Origin of the sequence: Planococcus maritimus (assembly GCF_001592825.1) — a bacterium.
GTDB lineage: Bacteria > Bacillota > Bacilli > Bacillales_A > Planococcaceae > Planococcus > Planococcus maritimus_C.
In genome coordinates, this window is sequence record NZ_LTZG01000001.1 from 1,213,198 (window position 1) to 1,225,925 (window position 12,728).

General features: G+C 47.6%; 14 protein-coding genes and 1 riboswitch. Of the genes, 5 read left to right on the forward strand and 9 right to left on the reverse strand.

Features of this window, described 5'->3' with window-relative positions:
* Positions 1-12: 12 nt before the first annotated feature.
* The 3 genes from AY633_RS05965 to AY633_RS05975 form a co-directional block, all read right to left on the reverse strand.
* Complete coding sequence (locus AY633_RS05965) at positions 13-684, reverse strand: methionine ABC transporter permease (RefSeq protein ID WP_068487385.1); 672 nt, start codon at positions 682-684, stop codon at positions 13-15.
* Positions 674-1,687 (reverse strand): methionine ABC transporter ATP-binding protein, encoded by a 1,014-nt coding sequence (locus AY633_RS05970; protein WP_068487388.1) that lies wholly within the window; start codon positions 1,685-1,687, stop codon positions 674-676. The genes AY633_RS05965 and AY633_RS05970 overlap by 11 nt, the downstream gene beginning before the upstream one ends.
* Positions 1,688-1,762: 75 nt before the next feature.
* A riboswitch (SAM riboswitch) is annotated at positions 1,763-1,869 on the reverse strand.
* 46 nt (positions 1,870-1,915) lie between these two features.
* Positions 1,916-2,710 (reverse strand): carbon-nitrogen family hydrolase, encoded by a 795-nt coding sequence (locus tag AY633_RS05975; RefSeq protein ID WP_068487390.1) that lies wholly within the window; start codon positions 2,708-2,710, stop codon positions 1,916-1,918.
* An 85-nt stretch (positions 2,711-2,795) separates the two neighbouring features.
* Here AY633_RS05975 and AY633_RS05980 point away from each other — a divergent pair, with 85 nt between their 5' ends.
* Positions 2,796-3,965 (forward strand): pyridoxal phosphate-dependent aminotransferase, encoded by a 1,170-nt coding sequence (locus AY633_RS05980; protein WP_068487392.1) that lies wholly within the window; start codon positions 2,796-2,798, stop codon positions 3,963-3,965.
* 35 nt (positions 3,966-4,000) lie between these two features.
* On the opposite strand, the gene AY633_RS05985 is transcribed toward AY633_RS05980, so the two are convergent.
* Both AY633_RS05985 and lepB read right to left on the reverse strand, forming a co-directional pair.
* Complete coding sequence (locus tag AY633_RS05985) at positions 4,001-6,280, reverse strand: purple acid phosphatase family protein (protein ID WP_068487395.1); 2,280 nt, start codon at positions 6,278-6,280, stop codon at positions 4,001-4,003.
* A 231-nt stretch (positions 6,281-6,511) separates the two neighbouring features.
* Complete coding sequence (gene lepB / locus AY633_RS05990) at positions 6,512-7,030, reverse strand: signal peptidase I (RefSeq protein WP_068487396.1); 519 nt, start codon at positions 7,028-7,030, stop codon at positions 6,512-6,514.
* A gap of 150 nt (positions 7,031-7,180) precedes the next feature.
* Here lepB and AY633_RS05995 point away from each other — a divergent pair, with 150 nt between their 5' ends.
* Together AY633_RS05995 and AY633_RS06000 are read left to right on the forward strand one after the other, a co-directional pair.
* Positions 7,181-8,083 carry an acetamidase/formamidase family protein gene (locus tag AY633_RS05995; RefSeq protein ID WP_068487399.1) on the forward strand — a complete coding sequence of 301 codons (903 nt, stop codon included), beginning with the start codon at positions 7,181-7,183 and terminating at the stop codon, positions 8,081-8,083.
* Between the two features lie 107 nt (positions 8,084-8,190).
* Positions 8,191-9,210 carry an SEC-C metal-binding domain-containing protein gene (locus tag AY633_RS06000; RefSeq protein ID WP_068487400.1) on the forward strand — a complete coding sequence of 340 codons (1,020 nt, stop codon included), beginning with the start codon at positions 8,191-8,193 and terminating at the stop codon, positions 9,208-9,210.
* A 33-nt stretch (positions 9,211-9,243) separates the two neighbouring features.
* Here AY633_RS06000 and AY633_RS06005 read toward each other — a convergent pair whose 3' ends face one another.
* Positions 9,244-9,456, reverse strand: coding sequence for a hypothetical protein (locus tag AY633_RS06005; protein ID WP_068487402.1), 213 nt, complete (start codon positions 9,454-9,456; stop codon positions 9,244-9,246).
* 310 nt (positions 9,457-9,766) lie between these two features.
* Between AY633_RS06005 and AY633_RS06010 the strand changes: the two genes are divergently transcribed.
* Complete coding sequence (locus AY633_RS06010; RefSeq protein WP_068487404.1) at positions 9,767-10,285, forward strand: DUF421 domain-containing protein; 519 nt, start codon at positions 9,767-9,769, stop codon at positions 10,283-10,285.
* 9 nt (positions 10,286-10,294) lie between these two features.
* Here AY633_RS06010 and AY633_RS06015 read toward each other — a convergent pair whose 3' ends face one another.
* Positions 10,295-10,771: an acyl-CoA thioesterase gene (locus AY633_RS06015; protein WP_068487406.1), complete on the reverse strand. Its 477-nt coding sequence runs from the start codon at positions 10,769-10,771 to the stop codon at positions 10,295-10,297.
* A 136-nt stretch (positions 10,772-10,907) separates the two neighbouring features.
* On the opposite strand from AY633_RS06015, the gene AY633_RS06020 reads away from it, so the two are divergent.
* Complete coding sequence (locus AY633_RS06020; protein WP_068487408.1) at positions 10,908-11,726, forward strand: aminoglycoside N(3)-acetyltransferase; 819 nt, start codon at positions 10,908-10,910, stop codon at positions 11,724-11,726.
* A 74-nt stretch (positions 11,727-11,800) separates the two neighbouring features.
* On the opposite strand, the gene AY633_RS06025 is transcribed toward AY633_RS06020, so the two are convergent.
* On the reverse strand, positions 11,801-12,388 hold the full coding sequence (locus tag AY633_RS06025) for a Fic/DOC family protein (protein ID WP_068487410.1): 588 nt from the start codon (positions 12,386-12,388) through the stop codon (positions 11,801-11,803).
* Positions 12,381-12,569 (reverse strand): hypothetical protein, encoded by a 189-nt coding sequence (locus AY633_RS06030; RefSeq protein ID WP_058382723.1) that lies wholly within the window; start codon positions 12,567-12,569, stop codon positions 12,381-12,383. Before AY633_RS06030 ends, AY633_RS06025 begins: the two co-directional genes overlap by 8 nt.
* Between the last annotated feature and the right edge of the window lie 159 nt (positions 12,570-12,728).

The following is a 12,728-nucleotide window of genomic DNA, read 5'->3' on the forward strand; positions in this document are numbered from 1 at the left end:
GTCTTTCTCTCCTTATCGTTTATCCAGTTTTTTGGCTGTAAAGTCGCCGGCTTGTTGAATCAATTGAACGAGCACAATTAGAATGACGACTGTCACAATCATGATCGTATTATCGTAGCGGTAATAGCCAAAGCGGATGGCTAAATCGCCGATGCCGCCTCCACCAACCACGCCCGCCATCGCGGAATAAGCGATGAGGCTGATAACAGTTAGTGTGATACCTTGGATCAAACTCGCTTTCGCTTCTGGCAACAGGACGTCTTTGATGATCATCCATGGCGTGGCACCGACAGCGATTGCCGCTTCGATGACGCCTTTATCGATATCCCGCAGCGCCGTTTCCACAATGCGGGCGAAAAACGGAATCGCTGCAACTGACAAGGAAACACTTGCTGCAACTGGCCCGATCGTCGTACCAGTAAGGAATTGCGTTAATGGAATAAGTGCTACCAGCAAGATGATAAATGGAATGGAGCGAACAATATTGACGATAAATCCAACGACCGAATTGACCGGACGATTCTCCCAAAACAAGCCACGGTCTGTGACAAATAGCAAAATGCCGAGCGGCAAGCCGATGATCAATGCCACGGCCAATGAAATGCCGATCATGATCAGCGTTTGATAAAACGCCACTTGGATCTCCGGCCACAAATCAATAATTCTTTCCCATTCAATTCCCATCATTCATCACCTCCACAATTGCATCACGCTGTTCTAGATAAGTAATTGCCTGGCTTACTTCTGTTTGGCCGCCTTTTAGTTCCATCACAAAAATTCCAAGCGGCAGTTCTTGTATGTATTCGATCGCACCGTGCAGGAAATTGCCTTTGACCGGATAGCTTTGCAGCATGTCCGAAATAATCCCTTCCCCGGCGACTTCACCTTTGAACAATACTTTGACAATCGTGCCGTCGCAGCGTGCAAGAATTTCTTCCGGCACATTAAATGACACGACGCTCGAGATAAATTCTTTTGTCAAAGCCGTTTTCGGATCGGCAAAAATATCGTAGACACGCCCTTCTTCAATGACGCGCCCTCCCTGCATGACCGCCATCCGGTCGCAGATTTCCTTGACCACGTTCATTTCGTGAGTGATCAGCACAATTGTGATATTGAGCTTGCGGTTGATGTCTTTCAATAAACGCAAAATCGATAAAGTTGTATTCGGGTCAAGCGCAGAAGTCGCCTCATCGCATAACAGCACAGCCGGCTCATTGGCAAGAGCCCGGGCGATGCCGACGCGTTGCTTTTGTCCGCCACTGAGCTGCGCCGGGTAGACATCGCGTTTGTCTGACAAGCCGACCATGTCGAGCAGTTCGTCGACGCGCGTGCCGATGTTTTTGCTTGGCGTACCCGCTGCGCGAAGAGCGAAGGAAATGTTTTCCGCGACTGTCTTTTGGCTGATGAGATAGAAATGCTGGAAGATCATGCCGATTTTCAGGCGCGCTTTGCGCAATTCATCGCCTTTCAACTTTGTTAAATCCTGCCCCCCCACTTTTACGGTCCCCGATGTCGGGCGTTCTAACAGATTGATGCAGCGGATAAGGGAACTTTTGCCGGCTCCGGAATAACCGACGATGCCGAAAATCTCACCTGTTTTCACTTCTAAGCTGACATCATCGACGCCTTTCACCGTGCCGTGTTTGGTTTGATAGGTTTTGCTTAATTGTTCGATCTGAATCATGCTGTCCACTCCTCCAGGCAAATAAAAAACGTCTCTTTTTTTTATCAAAAAAGAGACGTCGAAAATGAAAATTCCGACTTATCTTTCAGAATGGCATCCATTCTGCAGGACTTGGCACCTTCCCACTATATGGGGGTTGCCGGACGTCATAGGGCCTTACCCTCGGTCTCTCTTGATAAGCGTGCGTATTTGGTTGTTTTCCATACTACCTGCCGGGGAGTAGGATTGTCAATGCGCTTTTTCAAACTTTTTGTATAACTCGACGCGCCGGTCGTCGAATACCGGGATGCGTCCTCTTACTTCATCGACTTCCGACAGGTCGATCTCGGTATAGCCGATGCCTTCATCTTGGGCCATATCCATACGCACTTCACCCCATGGCGCAATGACCATCGAATGGCCGCCGAACTCATTTTTCGGATCGCTGCCGATACGGTTTACAGCGATGATGAAGCATTGGTTTTCAATTGCGCGTGCTTGCAGCAGGGTCCGCCAATGGTCGATGCGCGCTGCTGGCCATTCAGCCGGCACAAAAATTGCCTTCGCTCCGTTCAACGCTTGCGCGCGCAGCCATTCCGGAAAACGGATGTCGTAACAGATAACCCCGCCATAGGTTTCGCCATCGAGCTTAAATGTGCCGAGCGATTCGCCTTCCTCAAGATGGATATGTTCATCCATCAAGCCAAAGCGATGCGCTTTATCGTATTCCGAGACGAGTTCTCCAGTCGAATCGGCTACATACATCGTGTTGTAAAAACCGTCGTCTTTCTTTGTCGAGACCGAACCTCCGACGACATGGACACCACGGTCTTTTGCGAATTTGCGCAAAAACTCCACTGTCCGGCTGTTGCCATCCGCAAGCTCCTCAAGCTGTGTTAATGCATAGCCGGTATTCCACATTTCAGGCAGCACAATGATTTCTGCTCCATTTTCTGCCGCTTCTTCCAAATAATTTTTCACCCGCTGAAAATTCGTTTCCGGGTCGCCAAACGCGATATCCATCTGTACACAAGCGATCTTCATGTTTTCTCCCCCTGTAGACAGTTTAGATTAAACTCTATAAGATTTGAGGTAGATGTGCAATTATTTAGAAAACAAGGAGGATTCCATGGACTTTTCAAATCGCTTACACAATCTTCCAGATCAATTTTTCGCGACACTTGTGGCGAAAGCTTCAAAAGCGATCGAAGAAGGGCGCGACGTCATCAATCTGGGCCAGGGAAATCCTGACCAGCCGACACCGCCACATATCGTCAAGGCTATGCAAGAGGCAGTCGCTGATCCCAAAACACACCGTTATTCACCATTTCGGGGACTCGGTACATTACGTCAGGCTGCTGCGGATTTCTATAAACGGGAATACGATGTCGACATCGATCCGGACTTAGAAGTTGCTATTCTGTCGGGGACGAAAATCGGCTTTGTCGAATTGCCAATTGCCCTTCTGAACCCTGGCGATTCGCTCTTACTGCCTGATCCGGGCTATCCGGATTATCTATCTGGCGCCCCGCTTGCTGATATCACACTCGATTTAATGGAGCTCGAGCAGGCCAATGGCTATCTACCCAACTATAACGATGTGTCAGAGTCGGTTCGGCAGCGCGCCAAACTGCTGTATTTGAACTACCCAAACAACCCGACCGGTGCTACTGCCGATCAGGCGTTTTTTGACGAGACCATTGAGTTCGCCAAACAGAACGACATTGCCGTCGTGCATGACTTTGCCTACGGAGCTATCGGTTTCGAAGGCCAAAAACCGGTGAGCTTCTTGCAATCTGAAGGAGCCAAAGATGTCGGCATTGAAATGTATACTTTATCGAAAACCTATAATATGGCAGGCTGGCGCATCGGTTTTGCAGTCGGCAATTCCAAAATGATCGAAGCCTTGAATTTAATCCAAGATCATTTATTTGCAGGCATCTTCCCAGCGGTCCAACTCGCTGCGGCTGAAGCACTGAGCGCAAGCCAAGCATGCGTTGACGATTTGGTTGCGTTGTATGAAAAAAGGCGCCACGTGTTGGTCGGCGAATGCCGTCGGATCGGCTGGAATGTCGAGGCACCCAAGGGCTCGTTCTTTGCCTGGCTGCCGGTTCCAGAAGGCTTCACAAGCGTTGAGTTTTCCGACTACTTGCTCGATCAAGCGGATATCGCCGTCGCGGCAGGAAGCGGATTTGGCTCTGCGGGCGAAGGCTTCGTCCGTGTCGGCTTATTGGTAGACGAACAGCGCATCAAAGAAGCGATTCAACGCATCGAAAAATTGGGCATTTTCACTAAGTAAGCAAAATAAAAAAGAAGGCGCAATGCCTTCTTTTTTTATTTTGTATTCACCACCATTTCCATATCCCAATACAAATCGGAACTGAAGCGGTCGTCCTGATGCACTTGCGCAGCGAGTACATTGTCGCCGTCTTTCAAATGGCTTAGAGCTTCTTCATCCAAGTAAATGCGCTCAATCCGGTCTTCGCTTACAAGATCTTCGTCGCTCACGTCTTGCTGATAATCCTCAAAGCCGAATTCGCCTGTCTTTGGCATATTGAAGCGCAGGATTTCTACTCCGTTCAAATACAAAATGACCGCATCGTCGACACTGAACTCCACGTATCCCATATCGCCGATTGCTTCTACATCTTCGACTTCAAAATTCGTTCTGAAATAGGTCAGAGCAATTTTGTCGATTTCATCCCCTCCGTACCCGATAAGCGTTTTGACAGTGCCGAATTCTGGCCGTTCTTCGTCTTTCGGATACCCGAGCGGGCCCGCTCCTTGTGCCCATTTGCTATCATCGTAATCCACTTCAAGCCAAGCTCTTTTCTGGTCGCTGCCATCGTCCAAATAACGCCACTCGCTAGCCGCTTCGAGCAACTCAATTTCTTCATGTTCGACCAGATCGACTTCAATCGTGTTGCTTTCAAACGTTCGTTCGCCATCGTTTACTTCTGCATAAATTTCGATTTTTCCAGGAGCCCCATTTTCTGCTGGCAGGATTTTCCCATCCTTTATTTCAATGGCTTTACTGCTTGTATGGTATGTGACCGACTCAGGTGAAATATCGTATTGCCCGCCTTCGACATTTTGTCCCGAAAGCTTGAGTTCCGCTTCTGGATAAAAGGAATTCTCTTCTGTGGCGAGCACTGAACTGCTTGCTTCGAGTTCCACTTTTCCAAGCTCTGGTACGACCGTTTTGATGGATGGATCTTTGATAATCTCGTATTCATCGACCATTTTTTCGGTGTCCGTCCGGTACGTCTCAAAGCGCAAACGCGTTGGCTCTACTTGAATACGTGTATAGGTTGGCACGCCCCACTGTTCACGTACTGCCGAATACGGTTCACGTTCTGACTCCATGCCATAAAATTTACTGCCACTTGCAGTACTGCCGGTGAAATAAACAACGCCTTCTGGATTGATTGGCACATCGCCGTCCAACATATGATTTTTGAGCGGCTGGAAATTTTCCATTTGATAGGTCCGTACATAGGAATGATCATGTCCCATCAATACTGCATCAAAGCCAATTTCATCAATCGTCGGAACGAGTTGATCTCGCAAATTTAGCACAAACTCACTTTGAGAATGTGCTGCGGCGCTATAGATCGAGTGATGGAACATAAGGATTTTCCATTTCCAGTCCCGCCCGGCCGTTGCTGCGGCTGTTTCCTCCATGAACTGAATGTGCTCTTCTGGATTTTGGCTATTGGAATTCAAGTTCATGAACAAAGTATCGCCATAAGAGAAATAATAGTCTCCTCCTGAATTATCGTAATTGCCGAGTTCCCAGTTTTCATTCGGGACGTTGAAATGATAGGCGTAATGATAAGTATCGTCGTGATTGCCGATAGTGGTCGCTGTCGGATAGTTACGCAACGCGTCCGGCGCGAAATAAGCCGCGTATTCTTTTTCGGAATAGCGGGCATCCACCTGATCGCCTGCCGATAGGATAAAGCTTGCATCAGGGCTTCGGCCAATTGCTTGCTGCAAGGTTTTGTCCCAGCCTCTTTGATCCTCGGCAATATTGCCGGACGCCCCGATTTGCGGATCGGCGACCATCACAAATTCATAGGAAGAAGGGTCTTGGGTCTTGAAATGAAAAGCTTGTGTCCAATTGCCTTGTCCGTCTCCTAAGCGGTACAGATAGTCGGTCTCATTTTCAAGTTGTGTGATCACCGCTTCATTGGCGGAATAACCATACGTGGCGTTTTTTAGACTTGCATCGATGGTCACCGCAGCGTGTTCCGGAAAAGCTTGAGTATCCGAAGCAAGCTTCGCATATTGTACTTGGCCGGCCCGTCTCGTATTCGGTGAATACCAGGAAAAGTTCATCTCTGATTCGTCGCTCCCGGGTGCGAACGCAATATGAGTGGCAAGGTATGCTCCTTCCTTTTCGCTAGCTGATAGATCTCGGTCCATAAATAGCAGCGAACTGGAGAGGTGCATTTGAAATGCATTGCGTTGCCCCTCCATTAGATGGGCTGCCCCGATTTCAAATGTGCCTTGTGCCGCTACTTGCTGCGCCTCTCCAAGTTGAAGAGCCGCAACGCCCGCAACTGCTGCTATGAGCACGTATCGCCCTGCTTTACGCCAGACTGCCTTCATTTCACCACCCCTTCACTAACCGCTCTTTATTTTTTAAATATTCAGTAATTAAATTTTAACATAATTCAATTGAACCAAAAAGAAATAAAATATGATTATTTAGAACCATTTGAATTTCATTACTTAGGGAAGGTCTGACCGAGCACATAAAATCATGATCGCTAACAAACAAAAAAGCTTTTCCAATGAGCGCCTGCCCAATAGAAAAAGCTTTACTTGTATATGGATGACTCATTCGACGAACCCAAAATCTTTAAGAGGCGCAAAGCGAAATTTCACTTCACCAATTATGTCCGGCTTCTGGATAAAACCCAGCACTCGTGAATCTGTACTATTGCCACGATTGTCCCCGAGTACGTAATAACAATCTGGAGGAACGGAAAATTCACTGGCCACTCGGAGTTGATCGACCCGTTCCTCTTCAACCTTATCGAGATAAGGCTCATCTAGTGGCGCACCGTTCAAAATAATTTCCCCACCCGACATCTTGATATGATCGCCTGGAATACCGATGACCCGCTTTATGAAGCGGCTGCCATCCGGCGCGAAAAAAACAATCGTATCGAAGTTGTCGATGGCTGTCGCTTTGCTTAGCACCAATTTATCGTTTTCATGATAGCTCGGCTGCATCGATCCGCCTTCAACAATGACGGGTTCAAACAGAAATTCTCGAACACCAAGAATGATAAATGCGGTCAATAATAGCACTTTCATCCATGCTAGCATTTCTTTCACTGGATCTTCATGCACGGTCTCTTCCCCGCCTCGCTTTTTCTTTAAGTTTACTATAGCGTCTCGCGCCTTGCACTTGGAGATTTCTTACTCGATAATGGAAATAGGTGAGTTATATGAATTATCAGACACATATTGCTAAATCTCAATTCAAAAGGAGTGCGATGGATGAAAACCTTACCTGCTCAAGATGTCATTTACGCTTTTTCCAATAAACACGAACCGATTTTGCGCGCAGCAGCCGGCGACACGGTGAAGATTGATACCTTCGATTGCTTTAAAAATCAAATTCAGTCGAGCGACCAGGAAGTGGCTACCATTGACTGGGACCAAGTAAACCCAGCCACAGGCCCGATTTTCATCGAAGGCGCCGAGATTGGCGATGTCTTGAAAGTGGTGATCAAAGACCTCGAAATCGGCGATCAAGGGGTCATGGTGACCGGGCCTAAGCTCGGCGTCATGGGCCACCGCATGACAGCAATGGAATCGAAAATCATTCCCATTCAAAATGGCAAGGCGGTCTTCAGTGAACGCCTACAACTGCCGCTGAACCCGATGATTGGTGTCATCGGCGTCGCACCGGAAGGCGAGCCCGTTTCTTGCGGTACGCCTGGTTCACACGGCGGCAATATGGATACCAAGCTGATCACGAAGGGGGCTACCCTTTATTTTCCCGTCGCGGTTGATGGTGCGCTATTTGCACTCGGTGATTTCCATGCAGCTATGGGGGATGGGGAAATCAGTGTGTCCGGCATTGAAGTGCCAGGTAGCGCAACTGTCCAATTCGATGTCATCAAAGACGGCCGCCTGAAGCATCCATTGCTCGAAAACGAAGAAGGCTTGTCGTTTCTCGTCTCGGCGATGACGTTGGACGAAGCCGTATCCACCGCCGTAGAAGAAATGATCGATTTATTGCTGACTCAATCAGACTTATCTGTCAGCGAGATGACCATGCTCATGAGCGCTGCCGGTGAAGCACAGATCAGTCAAGTGGTCGATCCCCTTGTGACGGCCAGATTTTTTGTTCCTCGCCATGTACTAGAAGGCTTGAACTTCCATTTATTTGCTTAATATAGGAAATTCAAGGGGATATGAGCTTGTTTATAGGTCTGAATCGTCAGACTTTTGAGCGCCGAAAGAATTTATGTTACACTCAAGAAAAAATGTAGGTGATTAGAATGGTAGGAAGAAATGATCCGTGTCCATGTGGCAGCGGAAAGAAATATAAGAAATGTCACGGGAAACAACAGACAGTTTCCATCAACGATTTGGTGAACGAAGAGCTGTTCCAAGTCAGACAGCAATTCTTCTCGGAAAACCCAAACCGTGACCAGCTAACGGATTTCCGTGAGCTCCAACAAGATTGGCAGCCGCGCTTAATGAAATCGATGGCCGAAAACGATGCACAGGCTTTCGTCATCGAAAACTTCTTGTTCATGCAAAAACCGGAGTTATGGCAAAACTTCTTGTCTAAGCAAATTGAACAAACGCAGCGTCCGACCACGAAAGAAGTATTGGAACAATGGCCAAACTTCCGCGTATTCCTCGGCCAATTGGTCTCAGGGGATACAGAAAAAGCGGAATTGAAAGACGCCTTTACCGGCGAAACTTACGTCATGGCAGACCAGCCGCCGACGGATATGGAAGAAAACCAAGGGCTTCTTGCGATTCTTCTGCCGGATGCGCGAGCAGGCGAACAAGGCATCCTGTTCTTGAACGGCTATTTGACGATCGTCGGCAAATTCGCCCCATTCTTTGAGCAGCTGCAAAAGCGCATTGAAGAAAAAGGCGCTTCCGCGAACGAAGACTATCTTCGCGAGCATTATCTCGAAGTGGTCGAACATATCGTCCAATACTCGACAGGCGCTGTTGAGGAAAGCATCGAGCTTTCCCCGGAGCACCAATCTGTCATGGACGAATTGAAAAAACACATTGACGAAGCGGACTTCGATGAAGAAACCGTGACCAATGTGACAAGCATCCTCAACAGCTACCTGGTCAGCCAGCAGCCGACCGTCCAGAAACCAGAGGCACTTGTTGCCGGTTACTGGCGCTTCTTGCAAGACCATGAATTGATTCAAGGGCCGATGCTTTCTGCAAAAGACTTGAGCGAGAAATTCGGCGTCTCGTCTAGCACGATCCTGAAACGCTCGAAAGAATTCGGTTCTTATTTTGAAGAATTGCTAGCTAAAAAGTAATTGAGACCAGCACCGGTTTATTCCGGTGCTTTTTTAATCGCCTTTTTTTCTTCTGAAGGTGATGAGGATATACATCAGAATGCCAGAAACCGCGAAGAATATATACACACGCCAAACGTGTCCTTCTAACCACATCGTTGCAGCAAAGCCCAGCCAATTGTTCAAGACAGTCACCACAAACAACAATATGCCTAAAAAGAAAAGCGTCATGCCTGTAAAACGAAAGAAATTGAGGACACCTGCCATTTTCTCACCCTTTCTTCCTTTTCTCCCTTCCCTATTCCCGAAATCGCTGCGCCTGAACAAAAATGCGGCAATATATATTCAGCAATATGGGATGTTTAAACTATCCACACTTCCCCTGTTTTGCATCTATGGATTGAGGGAAAACCCTTAATAAGTGCGAAAAAACGTTAGTTATGCACAATTATTACTAAAATTCCGTGAGTTATGTGGGTAAATACCTGAATTTACAGTCGATTTTGAATAAAAATAGACTTATCCACATGTTGATAAGTAAACCTTATCTTTCGTATCCTAGAAAGGAGCACAACGCATGTTTGAAATTACATGGGATAGTTTTATCCGAATCGTCACAATAGGCGTCCTGGCGTATATCGGCTTGTTGATTTTTTTGAGGACCTCAGGAAAACGTACTTTGACCAAGCTTAATGCTTTTGACCTCGTGGTAACCGTTGCACTGGGCTCCACTCTCGCAACGATACTTCTCGATAGTAAGCTGAGCTTATGGGAAGGGCTCACTGCATTTGCGGTTTTGATCCTTTTGCAGTATTTGATCACTTTCACAGCCGTACGGTCAAAACGTTTCAATAAGCTGATTAAGTCCGAACCACGGCTATTGTTTTCACAAGGGGAGTTCTTGGAACAGGCCATGCGTGATGAACGCATCAAGGATATTGAAATCATGCAGGCGGTCCGCAATTCTGGTGAAGGCGAGCTGCAAAATGTTAAAGCTGTCATTCTCGAAACTGACGGCAGCATGTCAGTCATCACCAACCAAACAGGCAGCGCGCTTGCCAATGTCAAAGAGAACGTAAAAAAGGATCCCTTGTAGGATCCTTTTTTATCTAGGTGTCTTTGCGCGTTGTTTGCGGTGTTCCCGGCGTGCTGGCGCTGACTCGAAAAACAGCTTCTCGCCTGCCGTTTCCGGATAGACAGCTGGCACCGGTGTTGGCTTCCCGTCATCGCCAATCGCGACTAAGGTCAAAAACGATTCGGTCGTCAATCGTTCTTCCCCGGTTTCCAAGTTCTTCGATTTGACGCGTACATATACTTCCATCGAAGTTCTGCCGGTTGACGTAACGTTCGCCTCCAACTCCAGGACGTCTCCAACTTTGGCAGACGACAAAAAGTCCACCGAGTCGATTGAAGCTGTTACCACAATGTGGCGGCTCGCATGTTTCATCGCTGAGATTCCGGCAATTTCATCAATATAAGCAAGCACTTTCCCACCAAAAATCGATTCCATATGATTCGTATCAGGCGGCAGCACCAGTTTTGTCTGTATCGTGCGTGATTCGCGCATTGGTTTTGCTTCCATACATCTTCCTCCTTACTCTTTGTTACAGTTATTCCCCTTAGAAAAAAATTCAATCCGAAACCAGTTTACACCACTTGAAAAACAAAAACCGAAATCAAGCCTTATGGTAAAGTGGAAAAAAAGGAGGAACCACCCCATGTCTGATCTTCTTCAAATTTTGAATACTCCGGATTTCCAATCCAAAGATACATTAAAGCGACAAATGCACAAATTGGGCCTTGCAGCCGGCGACCAGTTAATCGTTCATTCTTCACTCAAGTCGATTGGTTGGGTTGCCGGAGGCGCTCAGGCAGTCGTTGAAGCATTGATGGAAATCATCACTCCCGAAGGTACGCTTGTCATGCCTTCCCAATCTGCCGATAATTCCGATCCAAGTTATTGGATGGCACCGCCGATCCCTGAGAACTGGCATCAGCCTACGCGCGACCATATGCCGGCATACGACCCTGCACTGACAAATATGCGGGGCATGGGCAAAATACCAGAATGCCTCCATCGCCACCCAGCAACCATCCGCAGCCCTCATCCCAGTCATTCATTTATCGCCTGGGGACGGTTTGCTGCTGAATGGATGGCGGAGCATCCCCTCGAAGATTCGTTTGGCAAGACATCACCACTTGGGAAAATGATGGAGCATCCAGTCAAAATCTTGTTGATCGGCACGGGATTCGATTCGTGCACAGCGCTCCATTATGCTGAATTTGTCCAACCTGCCCCTAGCCGCTCCCCACAAGGTGCAGCGATGTATGTAAACGGCGTACGGCAATGGGCCACTTATCATTGCATCGATATGGATTCAGATCGCTTCCCAGAAATTATTAAAGACTTTCCAGGCACCGTCACAACAGGAACTCTGGGGCAAGCCGAAACTCAGCTCACGGACATGCGTCCGCTTGTGGAATTCGCTGTCACATGGCTTCAACAAAATCCGCCCACACAGGAACCAAACAATTAAACAGAACAGGCTGAAACGGTATACTACTTGCCGTTTCAGCCTGTTCTGTTTTACTATGCGCCCAATTGGTGCATTCAACTGATAATTTCCGCTAATAACGCTTCCAACCGCTCATTGTCTTTATTGAAAGAATCCACAAATGCATTGATAATATGAGCTGGTTCTTCCATCTTTGTCCAATCCAGCCGGTAGCCGGCATTCAAGGCGAGCTGACGGGCAAATTCCCGTACTGCCCGACCGTTGCCTTCACGAAACGGATGAAGAGCGTTCAATTCTGCTAAATAATGGGCAAGACGCCGGACGAACACGTCTTTCTTTAAGCCTTTCAGGTATTCTTCTTCAGCCAATTCATCGAAAAGCTGTTTTAATTGACCTGCCAGGTGTTTAGGATGGGCGAATGTCGAAGTGCCTTTCGACGTCATTTCCTCGCGCAGCTTACCAGCGAACGGATAGACATCCTGCAGCAAGCAGTGATGAATATCAAAAAACACTTTAAGATCGGAGGGATCTTGCGGCTTTTTCAATTGCAGTTCCGACAAGCGATAAAGCGCATAGACCGTTTCCAATTCCTTCAGCCTGTCCTCATCCCGTATATCGAAAGCATTCACCAGTACGTCTGTTCCAGGGTAACAGTACATGGACGCGTGCTGGTATTTAGACATCGAACCGTGCTTTGATGGCCTGGTGGAATTGAGCTTCCGTCCGTTCTCCAGTCAAGACAGAACGGACAAAATTCCGGTCTTCATGGGTCACATCAAACCCTTCCGTTACAAGAGAGTGTGCGGCACAGGAAATCGCGTGATTTGCTTGTTCATGGGATACCCGGTTGGCTAAATTCGTCACATGGATGACCACCTTTCATTCTGCTATTATACCATTTTAAGACCTGTGTTTCCACGATTCCCCCTCTTTTGAAGCTAGTTGCACCAGCACTGAAGATGCTTTTTCTCACTCTTGCTTTCCGTTTTTTTAACGGCTGATACATTGAAAAATCCCGGACGC